This window comes from Streptomyces thermoalcalitolerans (assembly GCF_039525155.1).
Classification (GTDB): Bacteria; Actinomycetota; Actinomycetes; order Streptomycetales; family Streptomycetaceae; genus Streptomyces; species Streptomyces thermovulgaris.
In genome coordinates, this window is the sequence record NZ_BAAAHG010000004.1 from 95,578 (window position 1) to 113,420 (window position 17,843).

At 71.6% G+C, this 17,843-nt stretch carries 16 protein-coding genes, 2 pseudogenes and 1 CRISPR repeat array (1 of these 19 running past the window's edge); of the genes and pseudogenes, 7 read left to right on the plus strand and 11 right to left on the minus strand.

Features of this window, described 5'->3' with window-relative positions; all coding sequences use genetic code 11:
- Positions 1–355: 355 nt before the first annotated feature.
- From ABD224_RS04280 to ABD224_RS04290, 3 genes are all read right to left on the minus strand, one after another.
- Positions 356–727 (minus strand): MazG-like family protein, encoded by a 372-nt coding sequence (locus ABD224_RS04280; RefSeq protein WP_344046905.1) that lies wholly within the window; start codon positions 725–727, stop codon positions 356–358.
- Positions 728–795: 68 nt separating this feature from the next.
- Complete coding sequence (locus tag ABD224_RS04285; RefSeq protein ID WP_344046907.1) at positions 796–1,386, minus strand: DoxX family membrane protein; 591 nt, start codon at positions 1,384–1,386, stop codon at positions 796–798.
- A 179-nt stretch (positions 1,387–1,565) separates the two neighbouring features.
- Positions 1,566–2,642, minus strand: a complete 1,077-nt coding sequence (locus tag ABD224_RS04290; protein ID WP_344046909.1) for a Gfo/Idh/MocA family protein — start codon at positions 2,640–2,642, stop codon at positions 1,566–1,568.
- Positions 2,643–2,725: 83 nt separating this feature from the next.
- On the opposite strand from ABD224_RS04290, the gene ABD224_RS04295 reads away from it, so the two are divergent.
- From ABD224_RS04295 to ABD224_RS04310, 4 genes are all read left to right on the plus strand, one after another.
- On the plus strand, positions 2,726–4,054 hold the full coding sequence (locus ABD224_RS04295; RefSeq protein ID WP_344046911.1) for a multidrug effflux MFS transporter: 1,329 nt from the start codon (positions 2,726–2,728) through the stop codon (positions 4,052–4,054).
- Positions 4,012–5,226, plus strand: coding sequence for a serine hydrolase domain-containing protein (locus tag ABD224_RS04300; RefSeq protein WP_344046913.1), 1,215 nt, complete (start codon positions 4,012–4,014; stop codon positions 5,224–5,226). The genes ABD224_RS04295 and ABD224_RS04300 overlap by 43 nt, the downstream gene beginning before the upstream one ends.
- A 12-nt stretch (positions 5,227–5,238) precedes the next feature.
- Positions 5,239–6,234 carry a small ribosomal subunit Rsm22 family protein gene (locus tag ABD224_RS04305; RefSeq protein ID WP_344046915.1) on the plus strand — a complete coding sequence of 332 codons (996 nt, stop codon included), beginning with the start codon at positions 5,239–5,241 and terminating at the stop codon, positions 6,232–6,234.
- Positions 6,235–6,650: 416 nt separating this feature from the next.
- Positions 6,651–7,388 (plus strand): bifunctional DNA primase/polymerase, encoded by a 738-nt coding sequence (locus ABD224_RS04310; RefSeq protein WP_344046917.1) that lies wholly within the window; start codon positions 6,651–6,653, stop codon positions 7,386–7,388.
- Between the two features lie 151 nt (positions 7,389–7,539).
- Here the strand turns inward: ABD224_RS04310 and ABD224_RS04315 are convergent, their stop codons facing one another.
- The 5 genes and pseudogenes from ABD224_RS04315 to ABD224_RS04335 all read right to left on the minus strand — a co-directional run.
- Positions 7,540–8,550, minus strand: coding sequence for an SCO2278 family lipoprotein (locus tag ABD224_RS04315; RefSeq protein WP_425580913.1), 1,011 nt, complete (start codon positions 8,548–8,550; stop codon positions 7,540–7,542).
- Positions 8,510–9,382 carry an iron uptake transporter permease EfeU gene (gene efeU / locus ABD224_RS04320; RefSeq protein ID WP_344046923.1) on the minus strand — a complete coding sequence of 291 codons (873 nt, stop codon included), beginning with the start codon at positions 9,380–9,382 and terminating at the stop codon, positions 8,510–8,512. Before efeU ends, ABD224_RS04315 begins: the two co-directional genes overlap by 41 nt.
- Positions 9,383–9,387: 5 nt before the next feature.
- Positions 9,388–10,641, minus strand: a complete 1,254-nt coding sequence (gene efeB, locus ABD224_RS04325) for an iron uptake transporter deferrochelatase/peroxidase subunit (protein ID WP_344046925.1) — start codon at positions 10,639–10,641, stop codon at positions 9,388–9,390.
- A 21-nt stretch (positions 10,642–10,662) separates the two neighbouring features.
- Positions 10,663–11,811: an iron uptake system protein EfeO gene (gene efeO / locus ABD224_RS04330; RefSeq protein WP_344046927.1), complete on the minus strand. Its 1,149-nt coding sequence runs from the start codon at positions 11,809–11,811 to the stop codon at positions 10,663–10,665.
- A gap of 195 nt (positions 11,812–12,006) precedes the next feature.
- Positions 12,007–12,165 (minus strand): annotated as a pseudogene (locus ABD224_RS04335) (hemin ABC transporter ATP-binding protein); the annotation flags it as partial.
- A 232-nt stretch (positions 12,166–12,397) separates the two neighbouring features.
- On the opposite strand from ABD224_RS04335, the gene ABD224_RS04340 reads away from it, so the two are divergent.
- Entirely contained in the window at positions 12,398–13,042 is a 645-nt protein-coding gene (locus tag ABD224_RS04340; protein ID WP_344046929.1) for a PhzF family phenazine biosynthesis protein, read from the plus strand.
- Between the two features lie 18 nt (positions 13,043–13,060).
- Here ABD224_RS04340 and ABD224_RS04345 read toward each other — a convergent pair whose 3' ends face one another.
- Positions 13,061–13,264, minus strand: a complete 204-nt coding sequence (locus ABD224_RS04345) for a DUF397 domain-containing protein (RefSeq protein WP_344046931.1) — start codon at positions 13,262–13,264, stop codon at positions 13,061–13,063.
- Positions 13,261–14,145, minus strand: a complete 885-nt coding sequence (locus tag ABD224_RS04350; RefSeq protein ID WP_344046933.1) for a helix-turn-helix domain-containing protein — start codon at positions 14,143–14,145, stop codon at positions 13,261–13,263. The genes ABD224_RS04345 and ABD224_RS04350 overlap by 4 nt, the downstream gene beginning before the upstream one ends.
- A gap of 191 nt (positions 14,146–14,336) precedes the next feature.
- On the opposite strand from ABD224_RS04350, the gene ABD224_RS04355 reads away from it, so the two are divergent.
- A complete protein-coding gene (locus ABD224_RS04355) occupies positions 14,337–14,960 on the plus strand; it encodes an ATP-binding protein (RefSeq protein WP_344046935.1) in 624 nt (207 codons plus the stop codon).
- Between the two features lie 42 nt (positions 14,961–15,002).
- On the opposite strand, the pseudogene ABD224_RS04360 reads toward ABD224_RS04355, so the two are convergent.
- A pseudogene (locus ABD224_RS04360) lies at positions 15,003–15,649 on the minus strand (biliverdin-producing heme oxygenase).
- A gap of 434 nt (positions 15,650–16,083) precedes the next feature.
- Here ABD224_RS04360 and ABD224_RS04365 point away from each other — a divergent pair.
- Positions 16,084–16,752, plus strand: a complete 669-nt coding sequence (locus tag ABD224_RS04365) for an Abi family protein (RefSeq protein WP_344046937.1) — start codon at positions 16,084–16,086, stop codon at positions 16,750–16,752.
- A 727-nt stretch (positions 16,753–17,479) separates the two neighbouring features.
- Positions 17,480–17,843: direct repeats of the CRISPR family, unit length 29 nt; unit sequence CTGCTCCCCGCGCCCGCGGGGATGGCCCC (it continues 276 nt past the right edge of the window).

Sequence of the window (17,843 nt, forward strand, 5' to 3'; positions counted from 1 at the left end):
GCGGCCCCGGCCCGGAGCCCGTGCGTCCGGGCACCGTCGGCGTGGCAGCGGACGGTGACCTCGCGGAACCAGCGGCAACCGGGCAGCGGAGGACCGCCGGACCGCCCGGGCGCCGGCAGGGGCCGCGACACCCAATTGCACCGCTGTTCAGATGGCTGGATCACATGTCCGCACAAGGAAAACAAGGAGCCATTGAGCGGTCAACACCGACGACTGAAAAACATCGCATGGCATTCCCTGTTCGGCCGGTATGCCGAGGGAAAATCGAAATCAAAGGAAATGATGGAAATGGTGGGAATTCCGAGAACTCCGAGTGTTCGTCGAGTATTCGGCCTAGTACCCGCAGGTGCGGAATTCAGCGGGCTTCGCCCGTCGCGAGCGAGCGCTCACGGACCTTCGCCAGGTGCCGGGCGAAGACCTCCCGGGCCCGCGGGGTCAGAGTGCGCAGGGCGACCAGGGCCGTGACCGCCACGTCGCACAGCTCGGCCTGGACGTCGTCCCAGGTGTGGGTCGTTCCCTTGCGCGGGTTCTGGCCGGTCGCGCCGATCACCGCCTGGGCGACCTCGCCGGCCTCCTCCTGGAGTTTCAGGACGCGCAGCAGTATCTCCTGGCGGCCTTCATGGATGCGATGGCTGTCCAGCCAGGCCCACAGGGCGTCGATGGTGGGCCACAGGTCCTCGGCAGGTGCCGGCGGGGCGTCCGGTCCGTCCAGTCGCTGATCGGTCATGGACCGCAGCCTGCCACGTCCCGGCCGGCCCCCGGGCCTGTTCTCCCGGCGGCCCGCTCCCCGGACACCTACTCCTCGAACTCCTCGAACATCTGCTCCTCGAACGCCTGCTCCTCGAAGAGCGTCCGCTGCTCGCCCTTCTTCTCCCTCTCCGCCCGCAGCCGCCTGGCGCGCGCGCCCACGACCACGGACGTCACCGCGCCCACCGCGGCGAACGCCGCCGGGACCATCCAGCCGCGGTTGACGACATGGCCGAGGGCGTGGTCCACGGAGAGCCGGCCCGGGCCCGCGACGGCCAGGCCCGCGGCGGTCAGGCCCAGGGAGGCGGCGTGCTCGTAGCCGCCCTCCTGGGCGAAGAAGCCGTGGGGCGCGTGCACCGCCGCCGCCCCGGTCATCGCGCCGGCCGCCGCCGCACCCGCCGCCGGAGTGGCCAGGCCCAGGGCCAGCAGCAGCCCGCCGCCCGCCTCCGCCAGCCCCGCCGCCACGGCGCTCGCCCTGCCCGGCCGGTAGCCCACGGACTCCATGAAGCGGCCTGTCCCCTCGATCCCGCCCCCGCCGAACCAGCCCAGCAGCTTCTGCGCGCCGTGCGCGGCCAGCACCCCTCCGGTGCCCAGCCGGAGCAGCAGCAGACCCAGATCACGTCGGTCACAGCGGTTCACGATGACTCCCGGGCAGACGGCGGAAACCAGCGGAACCCCCCCACGTCCTCGTCCCCCGGGTTTCCACCGTCGCACCGCCCACACCTGTCCCGCTCGCCCCGCGCGCCGGCCGGGCCGGTGCCGCCCGGCCGCGCCCAGCCGTACCCGTCCGCGCCCGGCCGCACCCGTCCGACAGGGCCTCAGACCGGCGCGGGTTCCCCGGACCGGCCCGCCTCCGGTTCGCCCGCCTCCCCCGGATAGCGCACGCCGATCCGTTCCCGGATCGTGTCCAGGGTCCGCATCACCGCGAGGGTGCCGTCCAGGGGGACGAGCGGTGACTCGGTCTCACCCGCGCGCAGCGCCCGCATCACCTCCAGCGCCTCGTGCCGGAAGGACGCGGGCGGACCGTCGGCCGGGTCCGCGGTGAACTCCTCCGGTTCCCGGCCGTCGCGGTGCAGGACGAAACGCTCGGGCCGGTAGAAGCCCGACGGGACGTCGATACGGCCCCGGGAGCCCGTGACAAAGGCGCAGGCCGCCGTGGCGCCGACGAGGGAGCAGTGCACCTGGGCCAGCGCGCCGCCGTCCCAGCGGAGCAGGGCGCCGGTCTGGAGGTCGACGCCCTCCGCCGAGAGCACCGCCCGGGCCGTCACGTCCGACGGCTCGCCGAGCAGCAGGTGCGCGAAGGCCACCGGGTACACGCCGAGGTCGAGCAGCGCCCCGCCGCCCAGGTGCGGATCGCGCAGCCGGTGCGAGGGCGGGAAGGGGCCGGCGAGCCCGAAGTCGGCCTGGACGGTGCGCACCTCACCGATCGCGCCGTCGTCGACCAGGGCCTTCAGCCGCCGTACCAGCGGATTGCAGTACATCCACATGGCCTCCATCAGGAACCGGCCGTGCCCGCGCGCCAGCGCGACCAGTTCCTCGGCCTGCCGCAGGTTCAGGGTGAACGGCTTCTCGCACAGCACGTTCCGCCCGGCCTCCAGACACAGGCCGGCGGCGGCGCGGTGGGCCGCGTGCGGGGTGGCGACATAGACGACGTCGATGTCGTCGTCCTCGGCGAGGGCCTTCCAGGAGCCGTACGCCCGCGGGATCTTGAACCGCTTCGCGAACGCCCGCGCCGGCTCCTCGCTGCGCGAGGCCACCGCCACGACCTCCGCGTCCGGCAGCTCCACGAGGTCCGCCGTGAACGCGGCCGCCATCCCGCCCGTCGCCAGAATCCCCCAGCGTGTCTTCCGCCCCGTCACTCCGTCCGCCCCGTGCATCCGTGCGCCCCCGCTCATGCGGCTCCGCTCTCGCCCGCCCACCTCCGGCACTCGTACGGGCTGAGAGCATAGGTGCGAAACGGTCGCACAGGGAGGGACACATGTCCGAGGGAGGGGCGTCGGCGCCGCACGCGCCACGGGCGGGCGCACCGGGGACACCGGGGAGGGGAGCCGGGCCCGGATCCCGGACCGGCAGGGCACCGGACGACCGCGCCGCACGCCGCACCGGCCTCCTGGTGACCCTGCTCCTCGGCGGACTGACCGCCACGCCTCCGCTCTCGATGGACATGTATCTGCCCGCGCTGCCGGAGGTCACCCGGTCCCTGCACGCCCCGGCCGCGACCGTCCAGCTCACCCTGACCGCCTGCCTGGTCGGCATGGCGCTCGGGCAGCTGGTCGTCGGCCCGCTGAGCGACCGGTGGGGACGCAGGCGCCCGCTGCTCGCCGGGCTGGCCGTCTACGTCCTCGCCACCGCGCTGTGCGCCCTCGCACCCGGCGTCGAGGTGCTGGTCGCCCTCCGGCTGGTGCAGGGCCTGTCGGGCGCGGCCGGGATCGTGATCGCCCGGGCGGTGGTGCGGGACCTGTACGACGGCGTGGCCATGGCCCGCTTCTTCTCCACGCTGATGCTGATATCCGGGGTCGCCCCGATCGTGGCACCGCTGATCGGCGGTCAGATCCTGCGGGTGACGGACTGGCGGGGCGTGTTCGTCGTCCTGACGGCGGTGGGGGTGCTGCTGGGCACGCTCGTCTGGACCCGGCTCCCGGAGACCCTGCCGCCCGCCGAGCGGCACGGCGGCGGTGTCGGCGAGACGCTGGGCTCGATACGGCGGCTGCTCGCCGACCGCGCCTTCACCGGCTGTCTGCTCACGGGCGGCTTCGCCTTCGCCGCGCTGTTCGCGTACGTCACCGCCTCGCCGTTCGTCGTCCAGGAGGTCTTCGGCGCCTCCCCGCAGACGTTCAGCCTGCTGTTCGGACTCAACGCGGTCGGGCTGGTCGTCGCCGGCCAGATCAACGGCCGGGTCCTGGTCGGCCGCGTCCGGCTGGACCGGGTGCTGGCCGTCGGCCTCGCGCTGGTGATCCTGGCCGCGGTCGCGCTGCTGCTGATGACGACGGGCGTCTTCGGCGACACGGGTCTGACGCCCGTGGCCGCCGCGCTGTTCGTGCTGATGTCCGCGATGGGCATCACCCTGCCCAACACCCAGGCCCTCGCCCTGATGCGCACCCGGCGGCACGCCGGCGCCGCCTCCGCCCTGCTCGGCACGTCCACCTTCCTCATCGGCGCGGCCGCCTCCCCGCTCGTCGGGATCGGCGGAGGGCGCACCGCCGTCCCCATGGCGGTGGTCCAGCTGGCGGTCGCCCTGGTGGCGGCGGCCTGCTTCCTGGGTTTGTGTCGTCCCTGGAGGCCCTGGACCCCGGAGGAGGAGAGCTGAGCGCACCGAGACTGCGCGAGGACACGCCGCACAAGGCCGGACTCGACCCCGAGGAGCTCCGTCACCTCGTTCGCGAGGTCCACGCCCTCACCACCGGGGAGCGGCCCTGGGCGGCGGGCGCCGTCGTGATCGCCGGGCGCGGCCCGGTGATCGCCGTGGCGGAGGCGGCGGGCTGGGCCGTGCGGTACGCGTCCTACGACCCCGGCACCGACCGGGGGGTCGAACTGCCGCCCGCCGCACGGGTCCCGATGACCGTCGACACGCCCTTCGACCTGGCGTCCCTGACCAAACTGTTCACGGCGGTCGCGGCCGTGCAGCAGATCGAGCGGGGCACGCTGGACCTCGACGCGCGCGTGGGGGCGTACCTGCCGGAGTTCCGCGCCGCCGAGCACGGCGTCACCGTACGGCAGCTGCTCACCCACACCTCCGGGCTGCGGCCCGAGCTCCCGCTGTACGACTGCCCCGACGACGCCTCCCGGCTGGCGATGCTGCGCGCGGAACGGCCGGTGAACGCGCCCGGCACCTACACCTACTCCGACCTCAACCTGCTCCTGCTCCAGCACATCCTGGAACGCGTCACCGGCCGGCCGCTGGACATCCTGATCCGCGACGGGATCACCCGTCCGCTGGGCATGACCGCGACCCGCTTCGGCCCGTGCCCCGGCGCGGCGGCCACCGAGGACCAGCGGCGGCCGTGGGCCCGGGTGGACCGGGGGATGCTGCGCGGCGAGGTCCACGACGAGAACGCCTGGGCGCTGGGCGGGGTGGCCGGTCACGCGGGCCTGTTCTCGACCGCGCCCGACCTGGCGGTGTTCTGCCGCGCCCTGCTGGCGGGCGGCTCCTACGGCCCCGCCCGCATCCTCGGCCCCGACCACGTCGGGCTGCTGCTGGCCCCGCCGGGCCTGGGATTCGCCGTCGACCAGCCGTGGTTCATGGGGGAGCTCGCGGGGCGGGGAGCGGCGGGGCACACGGGATTCACGGGGACGTCGCTGGTCGTCGACCCGGCGACGGACACCTTCGTCGTGCTGCTGGCGAACACGGTGCACCCGCGGCGCCGTCCGCCGGACAGCAGACCGCGGGCGGCGGTGGCGACACGGCTGGCGCGGGCCGTACGAGGAGCCGCACGGGGAGCCGCACGGGGGCTCGGGCGCCGGGGTGCCCGCCGGGCCTGAGAGAATCGCACGGTGAACGACGCCGTATCCTCCGACGCCGCCTCCCGGCCGGAGACCCTCCGCACCGCCCTCCTGGGGCTGCTCGACGGGCTGCCGCCCCGCCGGGCCGCGGGAGCCGTGGAGCGGCTGATCGCCAGCTACCGGGGGGACACCCCCACCGACGCGCCGATCCTGCGGGACCGCGCGGACGTGGTCGCCTATGCCGCGTACCGGATGCCGGCCACCTTCGCGGCGGTGCGCTCGGCACTGGAGGCGTTCACGGACGCCGCGCCCGGATGGGTGCCGGGCAGCCATGCCGACCTCGGCGGCGGAACGGGGGCCGCGGCCTGGGCGGTCGCCGCCACCTGGGACGGGGCGCGGCCGGTCACGGTGCTCGACTGGGCCGAGCCCGCGCTCGCCCTCGGCCGGGAGATCGCCGAGGCCGACCCGGACCTGCGCACCGCGCGCTGGCAGCGCGCCCGGATCGGCACGGGACTCACCCTCGACCCCGCCGACCTCGTCACCGTCTCCTACGTCCTCGGCGAGCTGACCGACGCCGACCGGGCCGCCGTCGTGACCGCCGCCGCGGACGCCGCGCAGGCCGTTGTGATCGTCGAGCCCGGCACGCCCGACGGCTACGCCCGGGTCGCCGAGGCCCGCGACCGGCTGATCGCGGCCGGCTTCCACATCGCCGCGCCCTGCCCGCACAGCGCCGCCTGCCCCGTCGTGCCCGGCACCGACTGGTGCCACTTCTCGGTCCGCGTCAGCCGCTCCTCCCTGCACCGGCAGGTCAAGGGCGGGTCCCTCCCCTACGAGGACGAGAAGTTCAGCTACGTCGCCGCCGCCCGCTTCCCGGTCGCCCCGGCCCCCGCCCGCATCGTCCGCCACCCCCGGATCCGCAAGGGCCAGGTCCTCCTGGACCTGTGCGAGCCCGAGGGGCTGCACGGCCGTACGGTCACCAAACGCCACGGCGACCAGTACAAGCCGGCCCGGGACGCGGTCTGGGGCGATCCCTGGCCGCCGCGATAGCCCCCGACGGGCGGTTCCAGGGCTTTGGGGGCCGTGCTCGCGCAAAGCCGCGCCCGCGTGAAGCCGCGCTCGCGCGAAGAGACGCTCGCGCGAAGAGGCGCATCGCACCGGCCGGGCTCTTCGCCCGCACGGGTGATGCGCGGCTTCCGCGACCCCACAGACCCTCGTTCGAGGGAATCACGGCCGGGTCGGGGCGACGGGCGGACGGGCCGCCCGCGCCGGACCGGAAGCCGTACGGAGCCCGGCCACCGGAGGTCCCGGGCCGTGTCGTGCGTCACCGCCGCTCGGACCGCTCGACCAGGGATTCGAGGCGCCGGAAGGGCCCTGACTGCTGGTGATCTGCGCCGCAGTGACCCGATGCGCAGGATGGTGGGACGATAGGGCATGCTGTCCACACCAGCGAGGCGAGGGGATAGATGAGCGCGGACTTCGGTGGCCGGACCGGCCTGCAGGGCAAACTCACCCAGTGGCTGCGGGGACGCCGCCCGAAGGACACCGCCGACGACGGCGGTCGTGAGGCCCTGCTGCTCGCCGCCGCCGCCGCGGGACTGCCGCTCGCGCCCGCCGCGCACCCGGCACCCGGCTACCGCTGCTCCTGCGACCGCGTGGGCTGTCCCATGCCTGCCCGGCACCCGGTGTCGTTCGCCTGGCAGACGCAGTCCACGACCGACCGCGCGCAGATCGAGCGCTGGGCGCGGAACCAGCCGCAGGCCAACTTCATCACCGCGACCGGCATGGTGCACGACGTCCTGGACGTGCCGCTTCAGGCCGGACGGGAGGCCCTGGAGGAGCTGCTCGCCGCCGGTGTCGAGGTCGGCCCGGTCGCGGAGAGCGACGACGGCCGCATGCTGTTCTTCACCCTCACCCGCGGCACCCCCGAGGACGAGGACGAGTGGTGGCCCTGCGAGCTGGACTGCCACCCGGAGACCATGGACGAGCACCCGGGTCTGCGCTGGCACTGCCGCGGCTCCTACGTCCTCGTACCGCCGGCCCGTCTGCCCGGCGACGACAACCCGCAGGTGCGCTGGGTGCGCGGACCCGAACATCCGCTTCCCGACCCGCTCTCCCTCCTGGGCGCCCTCACCGACGCCTGCGCCCGCCACGTCACCGACGACCCGGACCACATCTCCGCGGCCTGGCCCCTGCGCCACTGAACCGCACCGCACCGCGCCGCCCGCGCCGCCGGGACCGCGCCGTACGACCCCCTCGCCGGGAGGCCGCACCCGCGCGCCCGCACAGTGGCCGAACGCCTCGCGCAGGGCGAGCAGCTCGCGGCCGCCGCACCCGCGCGGCAGCCGCCCGCCGTCACGCCCCCCGGGCCGAGGTGAGCCCCTGGACACGGGCCAGGACCGACACCTGGGGCCCACTCGGGCCGCCCGCGTTCCGCGGAGGGGCGAGGGCCACCTGGTTGGAGAAGAACTCCATGGTCAGGGACTGCCTGATCTCACCGGTGGTCAGGGCCTGGACGTTCTTGTTGGGGGTGGGGACGGTGGTCCCCTGGGCGGCGGTCTGCTTCTCGTAGTGCCGGGTGGTGAAGAAGACCAGCGCGCCGCCGTCCGCGGTGCGCAGCGCCAGGGGCGCGAACGCGCCGTCCGTCACCGGCTGGTCGATGTACTGCCGGGCCAGCCCCGGCCGGCTCGCGTTCCTGGCGCGCTGCTCGCGCCAGCCGGTGGTGTGCGCGCCCGGCGCGAAGGTCTTCCCGCCCTTCTGCAGATACGTCGCGTAGGCCTGGCTCATGTCACGGGGCGCCATCGCCAGTTCGGTGGTGTTCGCGGGTATGGCCTCCGCCAGTCCGTCCGCGTCCTTCTTGAACTCCGGCACCTTCCTGGGCGCCACCAGCGTCAGATACGCCACCTTCCACTTCTCGCTGAGGCCGTACCGCAGGAACACCATCAGCCAGCGCACGTTCCCGCCCTTGTTGCCCTTGGCGTCGGCGACGAACCAGCGCGGCCAGCCCGCCTTCTTGGGGATCGTGAACTTGGCGTCCGTCAGCGTCAGCGGCGTGTGCGCGGGGTTGCCGCCGGGGTTGTTGACGCGGCCCGCCTTCAGCCGTGCCGCGTCGATGGCGCCGAGCGCGCCGGTGACATAGTCCGCGTCCAGGGAGCTGTCGTAGGCCCGGTCGGCTCTGTTGTAGGCGGCCGTGAACTGATCGAGCGCCCGTGCCGCCTCCGCGGGCGTGGTGGCCGGAAGCACCTCGCGCTCCCCGTGCACCACCACGCACCCGCTCGCCGTCAGCGACAGCACGGTCACCGCGACCGCCACCGGCGTCCAGCGCTCAAGCCTGTGAAGCATTCGAGGGCTGCGAACCCTGCTCATCAGCTACCGTCACCTTCCCCTTCCCGGAGGCGAACCCTACCGGGGCGAGGAAGAGAACGAGTGCGGGGAGCAGATACAGAAGCCACACGACGACCTGGAGCACGGTCGGGTCGGGCTGGAAGTTGAACACGCCCTTCAGCAGGGTGCCGTACCAGCTGTCCGGCGGGATCGTGCCGCTGATGTCGAAGGCCAGGTCGCGCAGCCCGGGGACCAGATCGGCTTCCTGCAGGTCGTGGACGCCGTACGCCAGTACGCCCGCCGCGACCACGATCAGCATGCCCCCGGTCCAGGTGAAGAACGTGGCGAGGTTGATCCTCAGCGTGCCCCGGTAGAACAGCCGGCCCAGAAGGACCGCCGTGGCCAGGCCCAGCGCGACACCGATCAGCGGGCGCGGGGTGCCGTCGGAGGCCGCGTGCACGGACGCCCACACGAACAGCGCGGTCTCCAGGCCCTCCCGGCCCACGGCCAGGAACGCGGTGGCGACCAGCGCGCCCGTGCCCATCGCCAGTGCCTGGTCCAGCTTGCCGTGCAGCTCGGACCTCAGGTGCCGGGCGGTGCGCCGCATCCAGAAGACCATCCAGGTGACCAGGCCCACCGCGATGATCGACAGCGTCCCGCCGAGCGCCTCCTGCGCCTCGAACGTCAGCTCCTGGGAACCGAATTCGAGGACGCAGCCGAAGCCCATGGCGAGGACGACCGCGATGCCGACGCCGGCCCAGACCGGCCTGAGGGCTTCCCTGCGGCCGGTCCTGACCAGGTAGGCGATCAGGATGCACACGACGAGGCTGGCCTCCAGCCCCTCGCGCAGACCGATCAGATAGTTGGAGAACACGGGCCTTACGCCTCCTCGGACAGCAGCGTGCGGCCCCACCAGTCGTGCGCGTCGCGAACGCCGGGCGGGATCGCGAAAATCGCCGAACCCACGTGCTGGATGTACTCGTTGAGCGCGTCCGACGCCGCCAGTCTGCGCTGGAGCGGGATGAATCCCCTGCGCGGGTCGCGCTGGTAGGCCAGGAAGAACAGCCCGGCGTCCAGCCGGCCCAGTCCGTCCGTGCCGTCGGTGAAGGAGTAGCCCCGGCGCAGGATCGTGATCCCGCCGTTGCTGTCGGGGTGCGCGAGCCGCACGTGCGCGGTGGGCTTCATCGCCTTCAGGAACGGCTCGTCGTGCTCCTTGGCCTTGCCGACCGGGGCGCCCTCGGCCTTGTCCCGGCCGAAGATGTCCTCCTGCTCCTGCAGCGGGGTACGGTCCCAGGTCTCGATGTTCATCCGGATGCGGCGGGCGACGAGGTACGAACCTCCGCGCATCCAGGCGTCGTGGGGGCCGACGTCCCCGTCGCCGACCCACACGAACTTCTTCAGCCGGTCCGTGTCGGTGCCCGCGATGTTGCGGGTGCCGTCCTTGAACCCGAAGAGATTGCGCGGGGTCTGGGAGTCCGGGGTGGTCGAGGAGGTCTTGCCGAAGCCGAGCTGGGACCAGCGGACGGCGACCCTGCCGAAGCCGATGCGGGCCAGGTTGCGGACCGCGTGCACGGCGACCTGCGGGTCGTCCGCGCAGGCCTGGATGCACAGGTCGCCGCCGCTGCGGGAGGGGTCCAGGCTGTCGCCGGGGAACGGGGGCAGGTCGACCAGGGCGGCCGGCCGTTTGTCCCTCAGCCCGAACTTCTCGAACAGCGACGGCCCGAAGCCGATGGTCAGCGTCAGCCGCGAGGGCTTGAGGCCCAGCGCCTCGCCCGTGTCGTCGGGCGGCGCCTCGGGAAGCCCGCCGTAGGCGCCCTCGCCGACCTCCTTCCCGGCGGTCATCCGGCGTGCGGCGGCCGTCCACTCCTTCAGCATCCGCACGAACTCGGCGCGGTCGTCGGTCTTCACGTCGAACGCGGCGAAGTGCAGCCTGTCCTGCACGGGCGTGGCGATGCCCGCCTGGTGGACGCCGTGGAACTCCACCGCGCCGCCCATCCGGGCCCCGGCCTGGTCAGGACCGGAGCCGACCGCCGCCACCGCGCCGCCGGCCGTCACCGCGCCGAGCGCGATCCCGGCCCCGCCCCAGCCGAGCACGGCACGGCGGGACACGCTCCTGCTCTGGTCCTCGCTCATCTCCCGTTCCCCTGCTTCCACCTACTTCACGACCGCGGCGGCCAGCTTGGACAGCGGCTCGGCGAGCGCGTTCACCGCGTCCGAGAGCTTCTTGCGGTCGTCGTCGCCGACCTTGTCGTAGGAGACGAACGCGTACGACGCCTTGTCCGCCCCGTTCTCGCGGTACGTGTCCAGCAGCGCGTCGAGCGCGGCGAACTGCTTGTCCAGCTCCTTGACGAGCGCCGGGTCGTTCTTCTGCGCGACCGGCTTGAGCAGGTCGTACGCCTTCCGGGCGCCCTCGACGTTGGCCTTGAAGTCGACCAGGTCGGTGTGGGAGAAGAACTCCTCCTCGCCGGTGACCTTGCCGGTGGCGACCTCGTCGAGGAGTTCCTTGGCGCCGTTGGCCATGGAGGTCGGGGTGATCTCGGCGGTGCCGACCCGCTGCTGCCAGTCCTTGAGATCGGCGACGAGCAGGTCGGCAACGGCCTTCTCCTCGGCGCCGATCTTCTTCTCCTTCCACAGCGCCTTCTCCAGCCGGTGCCAGCCGGTCCACTTCTGGCCGGGCTCCAGGTCGGCCTCGCGCAGGTCGACCTTCGGGTCGATGTCACCGAAGGACTCGGCGACCGGCTCGGTGCGCTCCCAGCCCAGGCGGGAGACGGCGTACGCCTTCTTCGCGGCCTCCACGTCGCCGGCCTTGACGGCCTTCACGAACGTGTCGACGAGCGGCAGGGTTTCGTCGGCCTGCTCCTGGACGTACTGGCGGTACGCGGCGACGGCCTGGTCCAGCTTCGGGTTCCGCTCGGCGACCGTGCCGCCGGTCGCCTTGACGTCCTGGCGGATGCCCTTGCCCTTCATGCCGGGCTTGCAGGCGATCACGTAGTCGCCCGCCTTCACCTCGGCGGTGACCCGCTGCTTGGTGCCGGGGCCGATGTTCTCGCGCTCGGTGACGATCCGGTCGTCGGGGAAGAGGATGTAGACCTCGGTGACCTTCGAGCCCTTGTTCTCGATCTCCAGCTCGACGTGCCCGGCCGGGAACTCCTTCTTCGACACCTCGCAGGCGTCGTCCTTCGCTGTCACACCGATCACGTGGTCGTCGCCGCCGGTGCCGCTCTTCTGCGTACAGGCTGTCACGGCGGTCAGGGCGGCCGCGGTGGCGACGGCGGTGAGGGCGGAGAGTCGGACGGCTCGCATGGGAGGGCTCCCGGAAGTGACTCAAAAGTGATGGGGCACCGCACCCGCTGAACAACAAGGTGAGGCTTACCTAACTTATCCGAGGCTTACGCGGGGGATACCCCCGCAGGGTGTGATTCGAATCTCACGAAGGCGTACGGAAAAGATCTGATTGCAGATAGTAAAAACAATCGCAAAGAACAGGCCACGGGAAGGTCAAGAGTCGCGCCGCGGGATCACCAGGAGCGCACCCGTCCGCGGATGCGGCAGGACCTCGACCGGCTGCTCGTAGACCCGGGAGAGCAGGGACGCGGAGGGGACCTCGCCGGGCGGGCCGTCGGCCACGACCCGGCCCGCGCACAGGACCACGACCCGGCGCCGAGGAGTTCGGCGGCTTCTACGGCCAGGGCACCGCGCTCGACCCGGCGGACCTGCCCGCCGCCCTTACCGGGGGCGCCGACCTCCCCTCCGGCGACGGCGGCTCGGGCGTGCTGTCCGCGATGCGCAGGCGGCGCGACGCACAGGCGTGACCCAACAACAGGGCGGTACCGGCCTGTTCCGGCCGGTACCGCCCTTCGGTGTCGTCCCGCGGTGTTTGAATGCCCGGGTGACTGACTACGACGTGCTGCGCGTGTTCTGCGCGGCGAACGGCGGCTACGGCAACGAACTCGGCGTCGTCCGCAACGGCTCGCTCATACCCGCCCAGGAGGACCGCCAGGAGCTCGCCGCCAAACTCGGCTTCAGCGAGACGGTGTTCGTCGACGACCCCGAACGCGGGGAGATCGACATCTACACCCCCACCCGGCGTCTGCCCTTCGCCGGCCACCCCTGCGTCGGAACGGCCTGGCTCCTGGACGTCCCGGAACTGGTGACCCCCGCCGGAACGGTCGGCGTCCGCCTGGACGGCGAGTTCACCTGGATCGAGGCCCGCCCCGAGTGGGCCCCGCCGCGCACCCTGCGCCGGTACGCCACCGCGGCCGAGGTCGACGCCCTGCCCGTTCCCCCGCCCGGCGAGTGGATATACGCCTGGGCCTGGGAGGACGAGGCAGCCGGCCGCATCCGCGCCCGGGCCTTCCCGGGCCGCGACGACGGCATCGAGGAGGACGAGGCCACGGGCGCGGCGGCCCTGCTGCTGACCGCCGAACTGGGCCGCGCCCTCAACATCAGGCAGGGCATGGGCTCCCAGATCCTCACGGCACCGCAGCCGGAGGGCTGGGTGGAGATCGGCGGAAGGGTGATCCTGGAGCGCTGAGCCGCGCGGGCGCGGTCTTCAGCCCAGGTGCGCGAGGAAGGCCCGCCAGGCGTCACGGCTGAAGCGGATCACCGGTCCGGTGGGGCGCTTGCTGTCGCGGACGGGAGCGAAGTGGGGGACTCCGTGGGCGAGTTCAAGGCACTCGTTGTTGCCACCGCTGTAGGTGCTGCTGCGCCACTTCGCATCCGACAAGTCCGGTGTTCCGTGGCGTGCGGTCTTCATGTCCTGTGCTCCCTGAGCCTGCGTCGGATGACCGAGAGGGATTCCACAGGGGAGAGAGCGGACGTGCGGGCGGCGTCGAACAATTCCCGGTACCGGGCGACCTCGGCTTCCCGTTCGAGCCACATCGAACCGGTCGGGGTGTCCGTCAGCACCACGTCGAGGGCTGCCTCCTCGGGGAACCCCAGTACTACATACGGTCCGAACATACTCGCATGTGCTCCGCGTGAGAACGGAAGGACCTGAATGGTCACGTTGGCGCGTTCGGACATCGCCAGGAGGTGTTCCAGTTGCGCCTTCATCACCTCGGGGCCGCCGACCTGTTGGAGGAGCACTGCTTCCGAGAGCACTGCCCAAAGATGCAGCGGTGATTCACCGGAGAGACGTTCCTGGCGGGTGAGGCGCACCTGCACGAACTGCTCGATCTCATCCGCCGTCTGCCACTGGCGCGAGGCGACCGTCACTGCCCGGATGTACTCCGGGATCTGGAGCAGGCCGGGGACCAACTGCGCCTGGAATGTGCGGATGGTGTCCGCCATCGCCTCGAGCGCGATGTAGTCGCGATACGTGTCCGCCAGCATCGATCCGTACTGATTCCACCAACCCTGCCGACGACGGCGGTTGGCCTTGCGGGCGAGGACGGTGAGTCGATCGCGGAGTTCAGTGTCCGTAGCCCCGTAGGCATGAAGCATCGCGGTCAGATCGGGGAGCCGGACCGTCACGCGGCCGTTTTCGATGCGACTGATCTTTCCCTTGGTGCAGTCGAGGGCCTCGGCTGCTTCCGAAGTGGTGAGCTGTGCGGCCTCTCGCAGTCGTCTCAATTCTTCGCCGAGTTGGCGGCCGAGAACGGTGGATCGGCTCGAAGCCGTGCTGTTTCCAGGCATGTCACCACCTTTAGCAGCGAGGTGAACGAGGCGAGCCTGGCTTTACCCGAAAGGAGGAACTTTGCGGCCAGTTCATCTGGAAACGTTGCAGATGCGGATGGTGCGCATCCACCGTTTCGGTGTCGGCGGTTGCAACGGAAGTCCTGCCGTGGGGAATTCACCGCCGACTTCGAGCCTGAGGAGGCGCACCCATGACCGCAACGAACGACGTCACCTTCCAGCTCTCCCGAAGCCGCCGCAGCGTTCCCCGAGCCCGAGCGCTGCTGCATGCCGTGCTCGGTGACTGGGGTGTCGGTCAGGAGGTGCTGGAAAATGCCGAGCTGGTGCTCTCGGAACTTGTCACCAACGCGCTGCGCGTACCGGTGCCGGCCGGTCGGCAGGTCGGGGTGCGGATCACACGCGATGCGGGGGAGGGGCTGTTGCGGCTGGAGGTCAGCGACGCCGGAGGGGGCAGGCCGGAGGTCCGGGAGCCTGGAGAGGACGAGACGTGCGGGCGCGGGCTGCTGCTCGTGGCGGCGCTCGCCCACCGCTGGGGCTGGGAGGAGCGCGCGGCGGGGATCGGCAAGACGGTGTTCGCAGAACTGAAAGCACCGGACCTCGTCGCCTGCCCCGCCACACGTGAGGTTGCCGCGGTCCTGGTCCAGGTCGGACAGCAGGTGCTGGTGCGGGGCGCATGGCGGACCGTTCGCGGCGTACGGAGCGAGCAGTACGCCTCCTGCGGCCCCGCCGTGGTGCTGACGCTGGACGACGGCCCGGCGCTGCGTGTGCACGCGGCCGAGCCTTTGACCGTACGGGTGGGGGAGCGCTGCGGGTGAGTTCACGACGACCACGACGATCACGCCGACCACGTCGGTCGGTCACGCCGACAGGGGGAACTCTTCGCCCAGAGCGCGGAAGACCGCCGTGTTCAGGGCGAACGCCCGCTTGCACTCGGCCGCGATCCGCTGCTTCTCCAGGTCGTCGACAGGGACGGCGTCCAGCAGTTCGCGGTAGCGCCGCTTGAACGCGGCCGGGTTGGCGATGTCCTCGAAGACGTAGAAGCGGACCCCGTCGCCCTTCTTGGAGAAGCCCCAGGTCTTCTCCGCCTTGTCCCGGATGATCTGGCCGCCGGAGAGGTCGCCGAGGTAGCGGGTGTAGTGGTGGGCTATGTAGCCGGCGGCCACTGCTCGGCGCACTCGCGCACCCGGTCGGCGTAGGTGCGGGTCGCGGGCAGAGCGGTGAGCGTCGACCGCCACTCGGGGCCCCGCAGATGGGTCAGGTCCCGCTCCAGCGCGGCCAGCCGGAACAGTTCGGACTGGATGAACGGCCCCGCGACCGGGTCCGAGGCCAGTCGTTCGACCCCGTGCTCCAGCGCCTCGTACACGAACCACAGTTGCTCGGTGTAACGCGCGTACGCCTCCACACCGAGCCGACCGCCGAGCAGGTCGCTCATGAAGGGTGAGGTCTCCGCCTCCGTGTGCTGCTCACGGGAGGCGGTACGGATGAGTGTCGAGAAGGAGTCCATGGGGTCCATGGGCTCATCGTTTAAGGTAAGGCTAACCTAAGTCAAGAGGTTGCCGACGGCTTGTCGGCAAAGCTTCAGCGGATATAAGAGGCAAAACGCGCTGGTCGTGCCGGACGTCGACGGCGAGGGCGAGGAGTCGTCGGCCGGTGAGGGCGAAGACTCCGCCGGGTGTCCTGCTTCCGTGCTGCTCCAGAAGGCGCACGCGTCCGGCATGAAGACCGTGCGGATGAGTCCGCCACAGCACGATGCCCGGCGAGAGCCGTTACGCGAAAAGGCGCCTGCCGCACTGGGGCCGGATGTAGCGCGAAGGCCGCCCGGACGATCCGGGCGGCCTTCGTTGAGGTCTGAACCCTGGGGTATGGCCTGCCCCGTTAGGGGCTACCAGGGACGATTCCAGGGTCTTCATCACTTAGTCTACCTACGATTACCCCACCATGCACAGTACGCCGCTCACCGCCACCGAGCCGCCCGACGACAAGGCCGTCATCGAGCTGCTCAGCCCCGACCGGATGAAGCCCTACCTGGCCGCGTGTGCTGGCGACACCACCGCCGCGCTCGCCCTGTATCGATGGAACAGTGACCTCGCCGCTGCGTTCTTTGAATCCCTGGGCCACCTGGAGATCATGCTCCGCAACGCGCTCGACGCGCGGCTCGTCGCCCGCCAGCAGCGCCACGGCCGCACCGCCGAGTGGTACGACGACAGGAAGGTCCCGCTCAGCGGCAAGGCGCGCAGCGACATCGCCCAGGCTCAGGAACGCGCCGGCCGGGACAGCAAGCACCCTCCGCGCGGGAAGATTATTGCGGAACTGAACTTCGGGTTCTGGCGTTTCCTGCTGGCTCGTCAGTACCGGGCCAGCCTATGGCCCGACCTGGCCGGTGCCTTCCCTTACGCGCCCAACCGCGCCCTGACCACGGTGGAAGAACCGGTCAAGCGGCTGCATAAGCTCCGCAATCGCATCGCCCACCATGAAGGCATCTGGCACCTGCCCCTCAAAGCCCACCGAGACGACATCCAGACCGTGCTCGGCTTCATGACTCCGGCGGCTGCCGCCTGGGTTGCCAGCACCTCCCGTATCGACTACATCCTCGCCCGTCGTCCCTGAACCCCGCACCTTCACTCCGTGGGGGCACGACCCCGCAGCCCGCCGACGACGGAGCGGCTTCCGCGAAAAGTCCGCGGGCAATGAACAGGAAGCGTCACTAGCAGCATCACTGGCTGAACTGACCATTCGGTGCGCTGAGCGGCCAGCACAGCTGTGATGCCTGCTCATATCTCCTCTGGCCGACCGGGGCCGACCACGGTCGCTGCCAGCCTGACGAAGGGGCCCCGTGTCAGATCTTTCCTCTGGCTACAGGCCTCGCCCCCTGCCCTGGGAGTCGGTCAGCGACTGGAGGCAGCCTGGTACTGGTTGCGTGCGGCCTGGCGGTGGTCCTGCTCGACGACATGTGCGGTTTGCTAGCGGGCCTCCTGCAGATACTGGGCGGCAGCGATCAGGTGGGCGTTGCCCTTGCACGGTCCGGCCGCGACCAGGCGCCCCACGACGGACAGCAGGGCTTCGCTCAGTTACCGCGAGAGGCGCCGGTCCGGGCCCGCCAGGGCGGAGACGTCGACGTGGCGGGGACTGGCCCTTCGCGGTCTCCGGAGGCATCGGCCTCCTCGCCGCCGATTCAGGGCAAACTGCAGACGCCCGCACGGAGACGACCCTAGGATCAGACCTTCGACCAGGCCTACATGACAGAAACCCAGAGGGCGGTATGCGTCTTTTGTCGGGCTCGGTGAAACTGGCGAAAACCATGGGTCCTGCACCGTAAATCCGCAGGTCGCGCAGTCTGCTCCCCGCGCCCGCGGGGATGGCCCCCGCTGCACCATCCCGCCGGTGGCGAAGTGCAGGCTGCTCCCCGCGCCCGCGGGGATGGCCCCTGGCTGTAGTCGGCCCGAAACGGCGGGAAGCGCTGCTCCCCGCGCCCGCGGGGATGGCCCCTCCTTCGTCTCACCGGTGACGGTGAAGCCGTTCTGCTCCCCGCGCCCGCGGGGATGGCCCCTCTTCACGGGGGAGGCCCTTCCTGGATCTCGACTGCTCCCCGCGCCCGCGGGGATGGCCCGCGGACGGCGTCGATCTCCATGAGGACTTCGACCTGCTCCCCGCGCCCGCGGGGATGGCCCCCTCTCACAGCAAACGGGAGCGATCGTGAC

What these genes read in the sequence shown, in the direction of transcription:
- ABD224_RS04290 (WP_344046909.1), bottom strand. Translation starts at nt 2,642, where the DNA reads ATGAGCGGGGGCGCACGGATGCACGGGGCGGACGGAGTGACGGGGCGG.
- efeB (WP_344046925.1), bottom strand. Translation starts at nt 10,641, where the DNA reads ATGAGCGAGGACCAGAGCAGGAGCGTGTCCCGCCGTGCCGTGCTCGGC.
- ABD224_RS04350 (WP_344046933.1), bottom strand. Translation starts at nt 14,145, where the DNA reads ATGCCTGGAAACAGCACGGCTTCGAGCCGATCCACCGTTCTCGGCCGC.
- ABD224_RS04355 (WP_344046935.1), top strand. Translation starts at nt 14,337, where the DNA reads ATGACCGCAACGAACGACGTCACCTTCCAGCTCTCCCGAAGCCGCCGC.
- ABD224_RS04365 (WP_344046937.1), top strand. Translation starts at nt 16,084, where the DNA reads ATGCACAGTACGCCGCTCACCGCCACCGAGCCGCCCGACGACAAGGCC.
- ABD224_RS04295 (WP_344046911.1), top strand. Translation starts at nt 2,726, where the DNA reads ATGTCCGAGGGAGGGGCGTCGGCGCCGCACGCGCCACGGGCGGGCGCA.
- ABD224_RS04310 (WP_344046917.1), top strand. Translation starts at nt 6,651, where the DNA reads ATGAGCGCGGACTTCGGTGGCCGGACCGGCCTGCAGGGCAAACTCACC.
- ABD224_RS04280 (WP_344046905.1), bottom strand. Translation starts at nt 727, where the DNA reads ATGACCGATCAGCGACTGGACGGACCGGACGCCCCGCCGGCACCTGCC.
- ABD224_RS04315 (WP_425580913.1), bottom strand. Translation starts at nt 8,550, where the DNA reads ATGAGCAGGGTTCGCAGCCCTCGAATGCTTCACAGGCTTGAGCGCTGG.
- ABD224_RS04345 (WP_344046931.1), bottom strand. Translation starts at nt 13,264, where the DNA reads ATGAAGACCGCACGCCACGGAACACCGGACTTGTCGGATGCGAAGTGG.
- efeO (WP_344046927.1), bottom strand. Translation starts at nt 11,811, where the DNA reads ATGCGAGCCGTCCGACTCTCCGCCCTCACCGCCGTCGCCACCGCGGCC.